Genomic DNA, 18,725 nt, shown 5'->3' on the forward strand with positions numbered 1-18,725 from the left:
AACTGAATGGATATCGTCCCCCGGCCAGGGTTATTTGGCCGGGGGATTCTTGTTTCGGGTGTAAAAAACGATCGTTCGTTCGGAAGCACAGGATATGAACAATGTTTCCCAATCCCTTCATCAGGCGTCTCTAGGTTTAACTTCTCTTCCTTCTCGGGCTTTCGATCGCCGAAGGATCGGGCAGGCATTTTTGCAATGAAGCCAACTGACTGGTGGCAGCTTCTCTCATCATTTCATACCGCTCCTTCTTCCCGATCCCCTGCCTGATCCAGACCGCATTCAGGTTTTCCAGGTTGGAAAGGACGATCAGCCGGTGCGTGTCAGCACATTCCCGGATCGTCCTGCATCCCGACACGTCTTCGGAATGTTGCTCGCGCCATTGTTTGGCCGTCAGCCCAAACAGCGCCAGGTTGATCAGGTCGGCCTCTTCTGCATAAATGAAAACGTCACTTTTCTGTGGTGTATCCGCCCAGGGAATGAGCTTTTCCTTAATGGCATCCGTATGGATCCGGTAGTTGGTAGCTGCGAGACTACGCCTGAAATTCCATTCCAGTTGATGGGTATCGCTCTCGATTTCCTTCAAACGCTGGAATTCCTTGATCAGATAAAGTTTGAACGATGGGCTGATCCACGCACCGAATTCGAAAGCAATATCTCTATGCGCGTACGTTCCACCATACCTGCCCGGTTTCGCCAACAAGCCGACGGCATTCGTTTTCTCAACCCATTCCTTTACACTTAACTTCTAATTGTTCAGCCCCGCCTGACTTTTAATTATGGCACATTCGCCATAATTAAAACCTGGATTATTGATCGATTCCCATATACTCAAAAACTCTATGGTATTCCTGTTCCTGAGCCAGTCCGATATAAAAAAATCCCCTTCTTTGGCTTTCAGCATATCGGTAATGGATATGTAATCAATGTTATTATGGTGCACAACACTGATGATCGTTCGATCTACGGTTATTACCTTTTTCTTGGCCATCGGTTACTTTTTTTGCACTTTTTGATAATGCAATGAAGGTCGATAACCGGAACAACGCGGCAATGAAAAAAGGGCGAGAATATCCCCGAAAAACCGAGGATATCTCCGAAAAACGGAGGGATCGGTAAGTTGTACCCACCGATCCCTGTTCCGTTGATTGAATATCGTTATTTACTGACGAAAAACTCCCCGCCCGTTGGCCCGTCGTACCCGATCATCCATTTCCCCGCCAGACTGTCTGGCCGCTCCAGGCGCGCTTTGAAGGAGAAAATATTATCCGTTCCAATGTCATATTTATACCGGGCATACAAATCTTTCCCATTGCGCACATACGTTCCCCGCGCCGTCATCGTCTGCGATCCAACATCATGAACGATCAACGTCCCGTTCTGATAAAATTCCATCCTGAAATGGCCGAAATAGCCGGAAAAGGTAGTATCGCCTTCATCGTTGCCATAGGAATATCCATACCGCCCTGCCCAGGTACCTTCCATATCCTGATTGTTGGGTTGCGGTTGCGGCTGGCGGGATTTTTTACATGCAAAAAAAGCCATGGCGATGCATAGCATGGTTACGTTACGAAGCATATTCATTGGGGTTTGGAAGTCAAAATTAGGCACGTTTCATAGGGGAAACAACCACATAAATATGTGATGGGCACGAACAAATGAAGGCGGCTTCCTGTTAAAATGGAGAATATGAATCCATCAGCCCGACTCATCACCACCGTCCTATGCCTGCTATCCGGCCCTGCCGCGGTTTTCGCCCAATCGGGCGAACTGAAGCTGGAAGACTGTTTCCGCATCGCCCGGCATAAAAACCTGGCCGTGGAGCAGGCCCGCCGCTCGCTGAATGCCCGGCAATATCAACTGGAAGCCGAACAGGCCACCTATTTCCCGAAAGTAGACCTGCTGGCGGGGTATAATTATCTCAGCAAACCGCTGGAAATCAATCTTCAGCAGGTAAAAGGCGGGATCGTGGAAGGCTCCTCGCGCCAAAGCGTCAACGCCGCCAATACGGTCTTCAAAGAGATCACCGGCAACGATCTGCCGCAAAATGTGCAGGACGTCATTTTCAAATCGTCCGAAAATATCATCAACGCCGTTTACCCCGACTACAACCCGGCCCTGGCCAAACAAAGCTATTTCGTGGCCGCGCTCGCGTTGCGCCAACCCATCTACCTCGGCGGCAAGCTCGCCACTGCCCGCAACATCGCCAAAGCGCAGTACGACGCCGGGATCGTGAACCTGGAACTGGTGGAAAAACAGATGGACTTCGCGCTGGCCGCGGCTTACCTCAAAATTCTCTGGGTCAACGGCATGATGGCTTCGCAGGAACGCATCGTGGCCGCCATGGAACGTAACGAACGGTTCGCCATTTCGCTGGTAAAAAACGAGATCATCCCGCCCTACCAGCGAAACTGGGCCACCGTGGCACTGACGTACGCCCGCAGCCGTATGCATAACCTGGAACTGGAAAAGATCAACGGCATGGTGGAACTGAAACGTTTGATGCAACTGCCGCAGGATACGGTCCTCATCCTCACCGACACCCTCCGCTACCAACGCCTCCCCGACCCTGCGCCGCCGCCGGGCTTCTGGCGCGGCAACCCGGCGTGGAAAGCCGTAGACACCAAAACCGCCCTCGCCGAAACCACCGTCAAAGCCAGCAAATCGCTGCAACTGCCCAATATTTTCGGCATCGCCAGCCTGAACCTCTATCAGCGCGACCTCCCCGTAACCACGCCGCCATGGCTCGTGGGCGTGGAAATGCAGTGGAACCTCTTCAGCGGGTTCTCCCGCGAAAAACGCGTGAAAGCCACCCGGCAACTCGTGGAAGAAGCCAAAATCGCGTCGGAGAACACACAGGCCCTCCTGGAAGCCGCCGCCACGGTAGTCCGCAATAAAGTCACCGTGCTGGAGCGCGACCTCCAAAGCCTCCTCCAGGCCCGCGACCAGGCGCAACTCACCACCACACAGGTCCAGGAGCGCCTGGCCGAACAGCTTTCCTCCGTCAAAGACGTGAACGAAGCCCTGCTGGTAGAAGAAGAGCTCGGGAAAGCCTATTACACCGCACTTTTCGGCTACATGCTCGCAGCCGCCGAATATTATAACATTCTTGGAACGCCTCAACAAATCTCCGCTTTGATACAATGAAAAAATTCATCACGCAATACTGGGCCCTCCTCATACCCGTGATCATCCTCCTGATCGCCGTACTGTTCCTCGTTCGCCAGTCGCCCGCGGCCGGCGATCAATTCCTCGGCATGGTAGACGCGAAGTATGTTGACGTAGCCGCAGAATTCCCCGGCCGGCTGGATTCGCTTTTCGTGGAACAGGGGGATACGGTGCGGGAAGGCCAGCTCCTCGGCGTACTGCGCACCACCGAGATCAACGCCATCCGCAATCAGGCCGAAGCGGCCATTGAAGCGGCGCAGTCGCAGGTGAAGCTCCTGGAAAAGGGCGCCCGGCCGGAGATCATCAAGAACGCCGGCAATTTGTACAAGATCGCGCAGGACCAGTACGACCTGGCCCGCAAAACCTACGAGCGGATGGAAAGGCTCTACAACGACAGCGTGGTTTCCGGCACCGAGCGCGACGTGATCCATTTCCGGTTCCAGGCCGCCAAGAAAGAAATGGAGATCGCCCGGCTGAACCAGCAGATGCTGGAAAAAGGCACCCAACCAGAGATCATCCAAACCGCCACCGCCATTCTCAAACAGGCGGAACAGGGTTATGAACTGACGAAAGCCCTGACCGACAATACCCGCATCCATGCACCGGCCGACGGCATCATTTCCAACCTGGTCATCCACCAGGGCGAGATCGTGAGCATCGGCTACCCCATGATGACGCTCCAGAAGAATATGTCGTATTTCATCCGGTTCAACATCCGGCAGGATAAGGCCGCGGCTTACCCGCTCGGCGCCAAAGCCAGGGTGAAAGTACCCGGCTGCGACCCGGAAACATTCGATGTGCAGGTGTCTGCCGTGGCGCCATCCCTCGAGTTCGCCAATTGGGTACCTACCAAGGAGAAAGGGGCGTTCGAACTGCGGACCTTCACCATCGAGATGAAACCCGTTACCGTCAACACCATACAGGGCCTGCGGCCGGGTATGACAGCCTCGCTCCTCACGCCATGATTCGCGCCACCGCACAGATAGCACTCCGGGAATGGAAACGCATCCTCACGCGGAAAGACCATTACATCGTTCTCCTCGTACTGCCAGCGTTCCTGTTCTTCTTCTACGCCTTCATCTTCGACAAGCAACAGGCGGAAGACCTTCCCGTGGCGATTTGGGACGACGACCGGTCGGCCGTGTCCCGCCAGATCACTTTCCTGCTCGAACAAACGGCCAGCATCCACATCACCGCTTCCGTTTCCAGCGAAACCGAATTGCGGCAGCTGATGCAGGAAAAGAAGATCATCGGCGCGGTGCATTTCCCGAAGAACATGGAGAAAGACATCAAGAGCCGTCACCCCGTGAAAGTGGCCGTGTACACGAATGCGTCGGCCCTCATCCCCAGCAAACTGGTGTACAAGGATGCCGCCGGGGTCATCATCACGGCGGGGTCGGGCGTCAACCTGCAGAAATTCATGAAAACCGGGATGACGGAAGGAAAGGCCATGGCGCTCATCATGCCCGTCAAACTGCAACTTTTCACCTTATACAATCCAACATACAACTATCAAAACTACCTCGTTCCCGGACTGGTGACCGTGGCCATGATGATGATGATCATTATGGTGACGGTGCTTATTTTCAACAAGGAATGGGAAGAAGGGACGGAACAGGAACTGGCTGAAATAGGGAGAGGCAATGCCGGCGTGGTTTTCACAGGAAAGGCACTCGCGCACCTCACTGCGTCGTGGATCAATTTCGCGCTGGTGTTCGGGATCATTTTCCCTATTTTTTCCATGTATCATGCCGGAACGTGGTGGAGCCTTTTCGTGATGTTCAACCTCATGTCGCTCGCCTGTATCGGGATCGGCGCGATGGTTTCGGTGATCATGCTGGATGTGATGCTGGCGCTGGATTTCGGGATATTCTATACCTCCCCGGCCTTTGTGTTCAGCGGGTTCACTTTTCCGAGATGGGGCATGCCGTGGTACGACCAGTATTACGCCGCCATCATGCCCTACACGCCTTTCCTGGACGCGTTCTTCAAACTGTATTTCATGGAGCTGCCGCTGCGGTACGCCGGCCCGGAAGCGTTGCGGCTCCTGCTGTTCATAGGGTTTACATTCTTCATCGCCGTGTTCTTCCTCCAGAAACGGCTGGATAAAACGCAAACGCATGCTGCTCCGGTTACTGCTTCGTGAAGTGAAAAGAATTGCGGCAGACCATAGCCTCGTGCTGACGCTGCTGCTCGCGCCGCTGGTGTACGTATTTTTCTACGGCAGTATTTACCAGTACAAAGCCGAAGAAGAAGTGCCCATCGCCGTGGTGGACGATGACCGTACGGGCCTTTCGCAAACGCTCATCACGCAGATCGACAATTCGCAGATGGTGAACGTAGCCCTCCGCACCACGCTCGAAGGCGCGAAGGAAAGCATGTACCAGGGCCACACACAGGGATTTTTGTACATCGAAAAAGGCATGGAACAAAAGGTGCTGTCGCTCCAGCAGGCGGATATGGTCCTGGCCGTGAATGCCGCGCGCTTCCTCCCTTCCAGCGAAGTGGCGGGCGCCATTACGCAGATCGGGCTCACGGTGGGCGCGGGCGTGCGGTTGCAGTACCTGCAGAAAAAGGGGATGAACACGGAGATGAGCATGCAGGAAGTGATGCCGGTCAACGTCGACTACAGGCCCATGTTCAACAGCCGGTCGGATTACGGCACGTTCCTGCTGCCGGGCCTCATCGCCATGATATTGCAGCAAACCCTGCTCATCGGCCTGGCCGGCGGTTCCGCGGCCGAAAGGCAGCGCGGCTCCATCTCCGAATGGATGCAGATGGCCGGCGGCAATGCTTCCGTGGCGCTGTGGGGAAAGGGGCTGTTTTACTTTCTGCTGTTCTGCGCCTATGCTTATTTCTTCCTGACCGTCAATTTCCGCGTGCTGGAGCTGGAGATCCTCGGCAGCGGCTGGGAACTGGCCATCATCACGGTGATCTTCCTGCTGTCGCTCATCCCCATGGGCATTTTCACCGGCCTGCTCTTCAAATCGCAATTGCTGGCCACGCAGCTCATGGTGTTTTCGACCTATCCCATCTTCCTCATTACCGGGTATAGCTGGCCGCTTTCGGAAATGCCGCCATTCGTCAAAGCCGTATCGTACCTGTTGCCCATCACGCCGTTTTTGGGATTGTACCAGGGCGTTGTGCAACAGGGCGCGCATATTACCGACAGGCTGCCCGACCTCTACCACCTCCTGGGGCTCTGGTGCTTCTATGCCGCCATCTGCCTCTGGAAAATGCGTTCCCTTTATAAACCCAACGCCGTAGCCCATGCGGTCTAAGGCCGGCATACTCGTTACCCTCATGCTGGGCACCATCATGGCTTCGCTGGACAGTTCCATCGTGAACATCTCCCTGCCCATCATGCAGGAGCAGTTCGGCAGCCGGATGGACGAAGTGCAATGGGTGGTAACGGCTTACATGATGGCTTTTTCCGTGTTCATGCCGCTGACCAACTGGTTGAAGAACCGCATCGGGTTCTTTAACTTATATGTGGCCAGTCTGAGTATTTTCACGATCGGGTCGTTGCTGTGCAGTTTATCGCATTCGCTGGAAGACCTGGTGGTGAGCCGGGTGATCCAGGCCATTGGCGGCGGCGCCCTGCAACCTACGGTGCTGGCCATGCTGACGTATATCTTCCCGCCGGAAATAAGGGGAAAGATGATGGGCTGGTGGGGATTCGGCGTCGTGATCGGGCCGGCGCTCGGGCCTACGCTGGGCGGCGTGCTCACGGAGCACCTGGGCTGGCCGTCTATCTTCTGGATCAACGTGCCCATCGGCATCCTCACCCTGGCGATGTGTTATGTGTATCTCGGTTTCATGCGGCACCAGGAAAAGGTGAAGCAGCGGTTCGATACGCCGGGATTCCTGTTGTTGACCACCTTCCTCGTGACGCTGCAGCTGGGGATTTCGCGGCTGGAAAAGGATAGTACCACGGTATACGGGTTCGTGCTGTATTTCGCGGTGGCGGTGCTGGCGCTGGTGTTTTTTATTTTGTGGGAAAAGGGCCGGCGGGACGGGATTTACGACATCCGTATTTTCCGCAACTGGACGTTCGTTTCCGCTTTGATGGTGACCGGCGTGCGATCGGCGGCGCTTTTCGGCGGGGTGTTCCTGTTGCCATTCCTGCTGCAGCGGCATATGCATTTTTCCGAAATGAACGCCGGGCTGCTGCTCCTCCCCGCCTCCCTCACGCTGGCGGCGATGATGCCCCTGGCCGGCAATTGGGTAGACCATCATAGTCCACGGGGCATTGCCATTGCAGGATTATTGCTTTTATCGCTGACGATGGTGCTTTTCGGGCGGATGGACGTGGGCAGCAGCGTAACGTTTATCGTGATCACGATGCTCATCCGCGGGATGGGGCTGGGCTGCCTGATGACGCCGGTGACGGTGGCCACGGTGAACGCGGTGCCGCGCCCCCTCATCACCCAGGCTTCTTCGCTGAACAACCTGGTGCTGCAGGTATCGGGCGCTATTGGCGTGGCGGTGCTGTCTGTTGTGCACCAGCAAGCCGGCGATCACTTCCTGGGCCGGGGGTATACCGAACCCGCGGCCGAGCATCTGGCGTTGCAATACAGTTTCAGCGTATCGGCTGCGTTGCTGATAGTTGCCATCATTCCCGCGCTTTTCATTTCCAACCGCCGGGCGCAGCACCATCCGCAGGCCGCAACGGCAAAAATTCCGTAAATTGGCGCATGCAGAAAAAACCAGGGCCCATCGGCGTTTTTGATTCGGGATATGGAGGATTGACCGTTCTGAAGGAGATCGTTAAATCATTGCCGGAATACGATTACATCTACCTGGGCGACAATGGGCGGGCGCCCTACGGCGGCCGGTCTTACGAAACCGTTTACCATTATACCCTCGAATGCGTGCAGCACCTGTTCCGGATGGGATGCCACCTGGTGGTGCTGGCCTGCAATACCGCGTCTGCCAAGGCGCTGCGCACCATCCAGCAGAACGATCTGCCGAAGATCGACCCGGAGCGCCGCGTGCTGGGCATTATCCGGCCTACCACCGAGATCGTGGGCGATTATTCCAAAAGCCGCAGCGTGGGGATCTTCGGGACGGCAGGCACCGTCAATTCCCAAAGCTATCCCATCGAGATCGAGAAATTCTTCCCCGATATCACCGTATTCCAGCAGGCCTGCCCCATGTGGGTGCCGCTGGTGGAAAATGCGGAGTACGAAAGCGAAGGGGCCGATTTCTTCATCAAAAAATACATCCGGCAGCTCATGGTGCAGTCGGAAGACATCGATACCATCGTACTGGGATGCACCCATTACCCGCTGCTGGCCGACAAGATCAGGAAGTACCTCCCGCCCGACGTGACCCTGCTTTCCCAGGGTACCATCGCCGCGGCGAGCCTGGCCGATTACCTGGCGCGGCACCCCGAAATCCGGGAGAAATGCAGTACTGGGGGAACGCGTGTGTTTTATACGACAGACGATACGCAGACCTTCGACCGCGCCGCCGGAATTTTTTTCGAGCAACCGGTGGAGAGCCGTCATCTCGCATTGTAGGGTTGTAAAAATTCCGTACATTGGAATCAGTACTTTTCATCTAAATTCACTTCACTATGCTAAGTAAAACCATTCAGGAAGCACTGAACAAACAAGTGACGCTGGAAGCGGCGTCTTCGCAGGCGTATCTGGCGATGGCTTCCTGGGCAGATATCCAGCCGGGGCTCCAGGGTGTGGCCGACTTTTTCTACCAGCAGTCCGACGAGGAAAGGGTGCATATGCTGAAGCTCCTCAAGTTCGTGAACGAGCGTGGCGGGTTCGGTGTGGTGCCGGAGTTGAAGCAGCCCATCATCACCTTCCTGTCGCTCAAGCGCGCGTTCGAAGAATTCCTGGCCCATGAGATCAAGGTGTCTGAAAGCATCAACGACCTGGTGCACCAGGCGCTGCAGGAAAAAGACTATGCCACCCATAACTTTCTGCAATGGTACGTTTCTGAACAGATCGAGGAAGAGCGCCTCGCCCGTACGCTGAACGATAAGCTAGAGCTCATCGGTGAAGACAAGAGCGGCCTCTACCTGTTCGACCGCGACATTATGAACTATCGCGCCCAGATTTCCAAGGGCTGATAAGGGAGCACATAAAATCATGTTGGGGCCGGCAATGCGACCGGCCCCTTTTTTATGTCTGGAGGTAAATGAAAAAACCACGCAGACGCGTGGTTTCGCTGTTCTACCCGGCGTAGAAGCTCGCCGGGGTAATGCTAACTATTTCGCGGTTAGCGTGCATTTTAGATGCAAGACGAATGATAAACGGCGGACAGAAGTGGATAAGCTGAAACGCGGAGTGGATGGGATGCTCCGCGGAATACCCGATTTCCCATGCAAACGTTTTCTTAATCTTCTTCCTCTTCTTCGACGGTTTCGGCGACTTCCCGGTTCTTTTGGGCGCGGATGGTTTTGAGGTGGCCGGTGGGTGTTTTTCCGAAGTGGCGGTTGAAGATGCGGGAGAAGTGCGTTTGGTCGGAGAAGCCCGTCATATAGGCGATTTCGGTGAGTGAATATTTTTCTTCTTCCATGAGCTCGAGTGCTTTTTCGATCCGTTTTTTGCGGATGTATTCGCCGAAGGTCATGTCTTCGAATTCGCGGGAGAACTCGTTGGACAGGTATTCGGGGTTGGCGTTGAGCTTGCGCGACAGTTCGGGCAGGCTCAGGGCGAGGTTGGTATCGATCTGGTCTTGCACGATGGCGGCGATTTCCTGTACCCACATGGGTTTGCGGACGCGGTCGGAATATTTCTGGGTGACGAATTTGTGGAACACTTCCATGAGCACGTGCTCGGAATATTCGGGCGGCTGGCTGATGCCGGGGAGCTGGGAGGCCCAGGCATGGAGGGCTTCGAAGAGGATGATGCCCTGGCGGGTAAGCTCATCGCCCGGAGGGATAGAGATCGCGAGGCCTTCGGCCACGGCGCGGAACCCGGCGGCGTACGGCGAGGGGTCGGGTTTATTGAGGGCCATGCTGCGGATGATGGGCGACATAACGGCCAGTGCGGGATCTGGCAGGCGGTGTTTGCGCAGGAATACATCGAAGAGACATTGTTCTCCCCAGGCGAAGTAATCGGAGCCGGACATGTCGAACGCGATGGCCCCTTCGTTCCTGGAAATGGGGATGACGCGGTGTTCGGGAACGTATTGTATATCTGCTTGTTGGTCGATCAGCTTACGGATGAGCCAGATACAGGCGATCCGGTCCAGCTTCGGATGTAATCGGGTGACCCATTTCATAATAAGACGCGGTTTATGATATGATTTGAATATGGTTGATGGGTAGAAAATGGAACTTTTCCTGCAGAATCCCTGTTAAGCGATTCCTAATCCAGGAAATTCTTCCCGGAAGCGGCCACGATGCAGGGGTTGGGCGACTTATTGTCTTTGGAACACAATCCCACACAGCTAATTTTCTGTAAAAAAAATTTGGGAATCCGGGATTAATTTTATTATTTGGCCTAAAATGCAAACGATTGCACTTTTTCCGTGCAAACGATTGCATCCTGAAAGGGGTCAACCAAAATTACACGTTATCTGAAAAGTTAAAAAAGCATCAGGACAGCTGAATTCCATACCAATGTTGTGACGATCTCCGACGTAGCGTTATGAAGAAGAGTTCCCGGTAAAATACACTTTCAGGAATCTATGAAATATACGCCGGTACCGCGTTCCGGCCCAACAAGCTATACAATGCAATCACAATCACCAGTCAAAACTGATTATTGATGAGAAAATTTCACGTTAGAAAGCTGCTGCTGCTACCCGGCGCAGGCTTCCTGGCTGCCGGCCTCTGGGCCTTCCCCGCAACGGCGGTCCCTAACAGCCCCGGCACCCCCTCTGGCTCCAGCGCCCGGTGGGCCGCCATCAAGGGCTCCGTTATCGACGACTTCGGTAAACCTGTAGCCGGCGTGCTCGTTCGCCGCAAATCCGGCGCAGGGAACGCCATCACAGACGCCAACGGGAATTTCTCCCTTTCCGCAGACCCGGGCGAAACGCTCGTGTTCTCCCATCCCGGGTTCCGCGCCGTAGAAGCCACCGCAGGTGAAGATCTCCGCGTCAGGATGCTCCCTTCCCTGCAAGACAGCGATTCCCTTTACCACATCCTTTACGGACAGCAACGGAAAGCCACATCGGTAGCCGCCATCGCCCAGATCGGGCAACGCAGCCTCAACCGCACCTTTTCCACCAGCCTCCACGGAATGATGGCCGGCAGGCTCGCCGGGTTCAACCTCAGTTATGTGCCCGGCATCCCGGGAGATGAATCCTTCTCCCCCGAAATGCGCGGCTCATCTCCCATGATCATGATCGACGGCGCACCGGCCCGGAACATGACCAACATCAACCCGGAACAGATCGAGTCCGTCACCCTGCTCAAAGACGCGCTTTCCACCGCCATGTACGGTATGCGCGCTTCCAACGGCATCCTGCTCATCACCACCCGCAAGGGCGAGCAAACTTCCGGCCAGCGCATCTCCTTCACCGCCGGCGTCGGCACGTCGCAGATGCTCAAAAGCTACAAAGAGCTCAGCGCCTACGATTACGCCAGGTTGTATAACGAAGCACAGGCCAACGACGGCATTCCAGCCACCTACTCCCAGCAGGACCTCGATCATTACCGCAACGGCACCGATCCCATCGGCCACCCGGACGTAGACTGGCGCAATGAAGTGCTGAAGAAAAACGCCCTCATGCAGCGGTACGACCTCAATATCTCGGGCGCCCGCGGCAATGCGCGCTATTTCGTAGACCTGAACTATACCAACCAGGCCGGCCCTTTCAAAACCGACGCCGTCAATAAATACAATACCAACGCCGACATGCAGCGTTACCTCGTACGCTCCAACGTAGACGTGCAGATCAACCGCAGCATTTCCGCCTCGCTGAACCTTTCCGGCCGTATCCAGAACAACAACGAGCCGGGCGGCTTCGGCCCCAATATCATGCAGGAGATCCGCAATACGCCGCGCAACGCGTACCCCGTGTTCAACCCCGACGGTTCCCTGGGCGGCAACAGCACCTACTCCGAAAACATCTACGGCATCACCATGAGAAGCGGCTACGCCAACCGGTATGCCCGTGAAGTGAACGCAGAACTGAACATCCGTGCAGACCTCAGCGATATCACCCCCGGCATGTGGTTCCGCGTGGGCGGTTCGTATTATACCAACTTCGCCGAGTACATCGTCCGCATCAAGCGGAACGCCGTGTACCAGCAGTACACCGATCCCGTGACCGGAGAAACTTCCTATCTCAAAACCGGTGAAGATACCGATATGAGCAACTCACGCGAATCCAGCAGCACCGAGCGCTTCTTCAATACAGACGCGCAACTGGGCTGGACGCGCGGCTTCGGGCAGCATCACTTCAACGCCATGCTGGGCCTCAATTACGACAACCGTATCCTCGGATCGCAACTGGCGCAGTTCTTCCTCGGAGGGGCCGCACGCCTGCAATACGATTACGCGGAAAAATATATGTTCGAAGCCGTCGTGGGCCGCAACGGCACCAACCGTTACCACCCCGACCGCCGCTATGGCACCTTCCCCGCGTTCGGCATCGGATGGAACCTCGCCAAAGAGGATTTCCTGTCCGCCGCCAACTGGCTCAATATGCTGAAACTGCGCGCCACCTACGGTCTTACCGGAGACGCGTTCAACTCCACCCGGACTTCCGGCTCCGGGGAATCGTACTTCGTGTATAACCAATACTACGTAGGCGGCACCGGATACAGCTTCGGCACATCGCACTCGGCCGTTTCCGGCGTTCGGGAAGGCACGCTCAACAATCCTTTCATTTCCTGGGAGAAAGCGCGCAAATTCAATGTAGGCCTGGATGTAGAGGCGCTCGACAATCGCGTTGCATTTACCGCCGACTTCTACAACGACCTCTACACCGATCTGCTGCTGACCCGCGGTACCGCCACCGCCCTGCTGGGCATCGGTTACCCGCAGGAGAACCTGGGCAAGTCGCGCGTGAAAGGCATGGAATTCACCGCCACCTACCGCGGAACGGCCGGCGCGCTGAGCTATTATGTAACCGGCGTACTGTCTGCGCAGCATGGCATCAACGTATATCTCGACGAAACCGCCCGTCCTTATCCCTGGCTCGTGCGCACCGGCAATTACGCCGGCATGCAGTACGGCTACCAGGCCGATGGTTTGTACCGGTCGGAAGATGAGATCGAGCGGGGCACCTGGATCGACGGGTACCGTCCCAAGCCCGGTGATATCCGGTATAAAGACCTGAACGGCGACGGTCGCATCAACCAGTTCGACCAGTCGCTCATCACGCCCGAGAAACCGCGTGTGAACTATGGCCTGAACCTGGGCTTCGGCTGGAAAGGGCTCGACCTTTCCATATTGTTCCAGGGAACGGGGAACCGTTACAGCAGCGTGGCCATTTACGAGTTCGCTGAAAACGGCAAGGGCAACGCCTTCGAGCACCACCTCGGCCGCTGGACGCCGGAAACGGCCGCTACCGCCACCTATCCCCGTCTCACCATCGGTTCCAACTTCAACAACTCGCAGGCATCCAGCTACTGGATCAGGAATACTTCCTACCTGCGGTTGCGGAATGCGGAGCTGGGGTACAATGTGCCGGAGCGCTTCGCCCGTCGGTTCCGCCTCGCATCCGCCCGCTTCTTCCTGAACGGCACCAACCTGCTGACATGGTCGAAGTTCAAGGATACCGATCCCGAGAACCTGAACGGCAACTACCCCGTATCCCGTGTCATGTACGCCGGTATCAACATCAAACTCTAACGCGCATCATCATGAAAAAACTCATCTATATCATACCCGCATTTGCACTGTTCGCCACAGTGGGATGCAACAAGAACATGGAAGAAGGGCCGCTGGAAAACCTCGACTCGTCTTTCATCTTCGACCCGGTAGACAAGAACGGTTCGTATGCCGACCAGTTCCTGAACGATATTTACGGCAACATGCCCAACGGCTGGAACCGGATCGGCAACTCCATGCTCGACGCCGCCACGGATGACGCGGTACCGTCTATGCGCGGCAGCTCCATCGAAGACCTCCGCTTCGGCCGCATCGACGCCTTCGGCAATCCGGACGATGTATGGACTTCCCGCTACACCGTTATCCGCAAGGTGAACGTGTTCCTCGCCAATGTAGACCGCGTGCCGATCGAGAACGAAGTGAAAGGATATTGGAAAGCGGAAGCCCGGTTCCTCCGCGCCTTTGCCTATTTCGAACTGATGAAACGCTACGGTGGCGTGCCTTTGATGGGTGAAAGGATCGGTACCCTGGCCGAAGACCTCCAGGTTCCCCGCAGCTCTTTCGAAGCCTGCGTGAACTACGTTTCCGGTGAACTGGACGCCATCAAACCCCTCCTGCGCACCGGCCCCGCCGCCGGCGGCGATTTCGGCCGCATCACCAATACCGCGGCGCTTGCCCTCCAGGCCAGGTTGCACCTCTACGCCGCCAGCCCCCTGTTCAACGCCGGCAACCTCGGCACGCAAAACAAGGAACTTACCGGCTACACGGACGTTTCCGCAGCCGCCGTGAAAGCCCGCTGGCAGAAAGCCGCAGACGTGGCCAAGGAGCTCATCGATCTGAACACCCACATCATCGAGCCCAATAACCGTTATATCAACATCTTCATCACGCGCGACAGCAAGGAGATCATCCTTTCCTACCTACGCGCCAACACGAGCGATGTGGAGCAGAACAACGGGCCCGTGGGCTTTACCAAGTTCAGCCACAGAGGGTATACCAGTCCTACCCAGGACCTCGCCGAAGCGTTCCTCATGACCAACGGCAAGCCCATCACCGATCCTACTTCCGGGTACGATCCGGACAAACCCAACGTGAACCGCGACGCCCGTTTCAACCTCGTGTTCTTCTTCAACGGCAGCAAATGGCTGAAAAGGACCGTGGAAACGTTTGATGGCGGCCTCGACCGGCCGGGCGGCAACATCACGCAGACGCAGACCGGCTATTACCTCCGGAAATTCATGTACAACGCCGAAACCGCCAGCTCGCTGGGCGCACAGCCGCACAACTTCCCCCTGTTCCGGTTTGCGGAAGTGTACCTCAATTACGCCGAAGCATTGACGGAAGCCAGCGATGCCACCCAGGCCGATGCCGTGGCGGCGCTCAACAAAATCCGTTCCCGCGGGGGCATGAAAACCGCCGTACCGAATTCCGTACCGAAAGATGAGCTGCTGACGCTGATCCGCAACGAGCGCCGTGTGGAACTGTGCTTCGAGGAGCACCGTTTCTGGGACATCCGCCGATGGATGATCGCCAAGCAACTGTTCACCGGCGACCTCCACGGACAGAAAATCGTTCGCGCAGACGACGGTTCGGTTTCATATACCAAAGTTGCCGTAGGAAAAGTAGCATTCAACGACCGGATGCACCTCTATCCTATCCCCCAGACTGAGTTATACAGAAACCGCAACCTGGTACAAAATCCCCTTTGGTAATCCGATAAAGCCTCCGTTATGAAAAAAATATTTTCCACCCTTATATTGATCTGCCTGCTGATCCCGGCCATGGCCCAGGAAGTGCGCAGAAACGTGAGGGGCACCGTCAGGGACGCCAACGGGGCGGTTCCCGGGGTAGTCATTTTCGAAAAAGACGTGCCGAGCAACGGCACCGTTTCCAACGAAACGGGCGGTTTCAACCTGACCGTCCGCGGGAAAGCCAATACACTCGTTTTCAAATTCGTGGGATACCTGCAACAGGAAGTGGTGGTTACCGGCAAAAGCGAGATCAACGTCATCATGCAGCAGGACGTGAAAGGCCTGGAAGAAGTGATGGTAGTGGGATACGGCCGCACCACCAAACTGAGCAACACCGTAGCAACCAGCTCCGTGACCGGAGATGAGATCCGCCGCGTGCCGACCGCCAGCCTGCAGAACGCCCTCGTGGGCAAACTGCCCGGCTTCCTCGCCATGCAGCGTAGCGGCCAGCCCGGTAAAGACGGGGCGGAATTCCTCATCCGCGGCGCTTCTACCTTTTCCAACAACCGGAACCTCACGCCGCTCATCATCGTGGACGACGTCGAATTTACCGGTAACTTTTCCGATATCGATCCCGAACAGGTGGCCAACGTGACCATCCTGAAAGATGCGGCTTCCGCCGCCGTGTACGGGATCAAGGGCGCCAACGGCGTAATCGTGGTAACCACCATCCGCGGCCAGAGCGGCAAGGCGCAGATCCGCCTCACGAGCAACTACGGCCGCCAGGGCAACAGCATCCGCCCGGAATTCCTCAGTGCATACGACCATGCCCGCCTCCGCAACGCCGCACTGGTGAGCGACGGCCTGCCGAAAGAATATTCTGATGAAGACCTCGAAGCCTGGCGAACCGGCAGCGATCCCTACGGCCATCCGGACATCGACTGGTGGGACGTGCTCATGCGCAAATCCACCACGCAGACCAAGAACAACCTCAGCATCACCGGCGGTTCCGACAAGATGAAATACTTCGTATCGGTAGGCCATCTGTTCCAGAACGGTATCCTGAAAGATTTCCGCGAGCCCGGCTCCTCCGTAAACCCGAACTACTACCTGAAACGCTATAACTACCGCTCCAACCTCGACTTCCAGGTGACGCCTTCGCTGGACCTGGGGCTCGACGTATCGGGGTATTTCGGGGAAGAAAATGAGCCCAACACCCGCGGCCGCGCCAACCGTAACCGGATCTGGTTCGAGCTGTACGATTACAAGGCATTGCCGCCCATGGCCTATCCCATCTACAACCCCGACGGTACTTTCGGCGCTGCGCCCGAAACCGTGGTGACCGGTAACGGTGCGGGGAACAACATCGTGGGCAGGCTCATGAAAGGTGGCTACCGCCGGGATTTCGAGAACGATATGCAGGTGAACATCCGCGCCTCTCAGAAACTGAACTTCATCGCCAGCGGCCTCAAACTCTCCGCCCTCGTGAGCTATTCCAGCAACCAGGGCTTCGGCCGCGACCTCGGCAGGACCAACTTCCTGTCGTTCATCTACAACAGCAAAACGCAAACCTACACCCCGCTGCTGCCCAATACTTACCGCGACGAAAAGTATACACTCGGCAGCACCACCACTACCGTTGAGAAACGACTCAACACGCAGTTGTCCCTCAACTACGACAGCACTTTCGGCCAAAAACACCACGTTTACGCCCTGGTGCTGCTGAACCAGTTCTCCGAAACGGAAGGCGCGGCATTGCCGGAAAACTTCCGCGGCTACACGTTCCGCCTCGGATACGACTACCGCAAGAAATACCTCATCGAGTTCAACGGCGCCTATAACGGGACGGACCGCTTCAAGGCCAGCAACCGCTACGGCTTCTTCCCCGCAGTGTCTGGCGGCTGGAACATCGCAGAGGAGCCGTTCTTCAAGGAAAATGTCAAATTCATGGACCTCCTCAAGATCAGGGGCTCCGTGGGTATGACCGGCACCGATGATATCGACAATACTTATCAATACCTCTACGAGCACGTATACCTGGAAGGCCTTGGTTATAATTTCGGCGAAAACCAGAAAGCGTTCTCCGGCATTTACGAAGGTATCCTCGGCAACGAGAACGTTAGCTGGGAAAAGGAGCTGCAATGGAACGTGGGAACGGACATGAACTTCTTCCGCAACAAACTTTCATTCACCGCGGAAGTCTTCAAAAGGAAAAGGACCGACATCCTGCTGCCGCGCCAGAGCCTCAGCGCCATCATCGGCATCGGCCTGCCGCCGTCTAACCTCGCGCAGGTTTCCAACCGCGGGTTCGAGATGAACCTCAATTACAGCAACAAGCTCAACAAGTTCAACTATCGCATCAACGCGAACATGTCTGTCGCCAAAAACCGGATCGAATATATGGACGAAGGGAATCCCCCTTACGCCTGGCTCCGCCAGACCGGCGGGCCTACCAACCGTGAACTGGGTTACGTGACGGAAGGTTTTTATTATGACGACGAAGATATCGCCAAAAGCCCCCTGCCCGTGGGCCCCAAACCGAAGCCCGGCGACCTGAAGTACAAAGACCTGAACGGTGACAACAAAATCGACCCGTACGACATGGCTTACAACAAATATTCTAACACGCCCACCACGCAATACGCCATGACCCTGGGCGGGGATTGGAAAGGACTGAGCTTCTCCATCACGTTCCAGTCGGCCACCAACTTCGTGCTCAGCCAGTTCGCCGAAGCGGTGACGCCGTTCTTCGGGAACCTCCGCCAGGTGCACCTGGACGCGTGGACGCCTGAAAACCGCGACAACGCCAAGTTCCCGCGGATTTCCACCATGGACAATATCAGCAACGCGCTCAGCAACCCGTCAGACTTCTGGACCGTGAAAGGCGATTACATCAAGCTGCGCAACGCCGAGATCGGCTATACGCTGCCCCGCCGGATGGTGAGCTCGCTGCACCTGCAACAGGTGCGCGTGTACCTGAACGGCTCCAACCTGCACACCTGGATGCTCGGCCCGAACCTGTACGACCTGGACCCCGAGGTAAGCTCGCGGACCGAAGGCGGGGTGTACCCGACACAGCGCGTATTCAACGTAGGCCTGAACGTTAACTTTTAAAACA

12 protein-coding genes and 1 pseudogene are annotated in these 18,725 nt (G+C 56.2%); 10 read left to right on the top strand and 3 right to left on the bottom strand.

Features of this window, described 5'->3' with window-relative positions; genetic code table 11:
* Positions 1-136: 136 nt before the first annotated feature.
* Positions 137-988: pseudogene (locus WJU22_RS20850) on the bottom strand (KilA-N domain-containing protein).
* A 167-nt stretch (positions 989-1,155) separates the two neighbouring features.
* Positions 1,156-1,575, bottom strand: coding sequence for a hypothetical protein (locus tag WJU22_RS20855; RefSeq protein WP_341840103.1), 420 nt, complete (start codon positions 1,573-1,575; stop codon positions 1,156-1,158).
* A 111-nt stretch (positions 1,576-1,686) separates the two neighbouring features.
* Here WJU22_RS20855 and WJU22_RS20860 point away from each other — a divergent pair, with 111 nt between their 5' ends.
* Genes WJU22_RS20860 through WJU22_RS20890 form a run of 7 tightly spaced genes read left to right on the top strand, consistent with a single transcriptional unit; the run spans position 1,687 to position 9,256 of the window.
* Positions 1,687-3,144 (top strand): TolC family protein, encoded by a 1,458-nt coding sequence (locus tag WJU22_RS20860; RefSeq protein ID WP_341840104.1) that lies wholly within the window; start codon positions 1,687-1,689, stop codon positions 3,142-3,144.
* Positions 3,141-4,130 carry an HlyD family secretion protein gene (locus WJU22_RS20865; protein WP_341840105.1) on the top strand — a complete coding sequence of 330 codons (990 nt, stop codon included), beginning with the start codon at positions 3,141-3,143 and terminating at the stop codon, positions 4,128-4,130. Before WJU22_RS20860 ends, WJU22_RS20865 begins: the two co-directional genes overlap by 4 nt.
* Positions 4,127-5,311: an ABC transporter permease gene (locus tag WJU22_RS20870; RefSeq protein WP_341840106.1), complete on the top strand. Its 1,185-nt coding sequence runs from the start codon at positions 4,127-4,129 to the stop codon at positions 5,309-5,311. The genes WJU22_RS20865 and WJU22_RS20870 overlap by 4 nt, the downstream gene beginning before the upstream one ends.
* Positions 5,286-6,446, top strand: a complete 1,161-nt coding sequence (locus WJU22_RS20875; RefSeq protein ID WP_341840107.1) for an ABC transporter permease — start codon at positions 5,286-5,288, stop codon at positions 6,444-6,446. Before WJU22_RS20870 ends, WJU22_RS20875 begins: the two co-directional genes overlap by 26 nt.
* Entirely contained in the window at positions 6,436-7,854 is a 1,419-nt protein-coding gene (locus WJU22_RS20880) for a DHA2 family efflux MFS transporter permease subunit (RefSeq protein ID WP_341840108.1), read from the top strand. Before WJU22_RS20875 ends, WJU22_RS20880 begins: the two co-directional genes overlap by 11 nt.
* An 8-nt stretch (positions 7,855-7,862) precedes the next feature.
* Positions 7,863-8,690, top strand: a complete 828-nt coding sequence (murI, locus tag WJU22_RS20885; RefSeq protein WP_341840109.1) for a glutamate racemase — start codon at positions 7,863-7,865, stop codon at positions 8,688-8,690.
* Between the two features lie 56 nt (positions 8,691-8,746).
* Positions 8,747-9,256, top strand: coding sequence for a ferritin (locus WJU22_RS20890; RefSeq protein WP_341840110.1), 510 nt, complete (start codon positions 8,747-8,749; stop codon positions 9,254-9,256).
* A gap of 266 nt (positions 9,257-9,522) precedes the next feature.
* Here WJU22_RS20890 and WJU22_RS20895 read toward each other — a convergent pair whose 3' ends face one another.
* Positions 9,523-10,413 (bottom strand): chromate resistance protein ChrB domain-containing protein, encoded by an 891-nt coding sequence (locus WJU22_RS20895; RefSeq protein WP_341840111.1) that lies wholly within the window; start codon positions 10,411-10,413, stop codon positions 9,523-9,525.
* Positions 10,414-10,901: 488 nt separating this feature from the next.
* Here WJU22_RS20895 and WJU22_RS20900 point away from each other — a divergent pair, with 488 nt between their 5' ends.
* The 3 genes from WJU22_RS20900 to WJU22_RS20910 are packed head-to-tail and all read left to right on the top strand — an operon-like array spanning position 10,902 to position 18,721.
* Positions 10,902-13,937 (top strand): SusC/RagA family TonB-linked outer membrane protein, encoded by a 3,036-nt coding sequence (locus tag WJU22_RS20900; RefSeq protein ID WP_341840112.1) that lies wholly within the window; start codon positions 10,902-10,904, stop codon positions 13,935-13,937.
* Positions 13,938-13,948: 11 nt separating this feature from the next.
* Positions 13,949-15,628: a RagB/SusD family nutrient uptake outer membrane protein gene (locus tag WJU22_RS20905; RefSeq protein WP_341840113.1), complete on the top strand. Its 1,680-nt coding sequence runs from the start codon at positions 13,949-13,951 to the stop codon at positions 15,626-15,628.
* Between the two features lie 18 nt (positions 15,629-15,646).
* A complete protein-coding gene (locus WJU22_RS20910) occupies positions 15,647-18,721 on the top strand; it encodes a TonB-dependent receptor (RefSeq protein ID WP_341840114.1) in 3,075 nt (1,024 codons plus the stop codon).
* The last annotated feature ends 4 nt before the right edge of the window (positions 18,722-18,725 follow it).

Origin of the sequence: Chitinophaga caseinilytica (assembly GCF_038396765.1) — a bacterium.
In the GTDB taxonomy this organism is placed as follows: domain Bacteria; phylum Bacteroidota; class Bacteroidia; order Chitinophagales; family Chitinophagaceae; genus Chitinophaga; species Chitinophaga caseinilytica.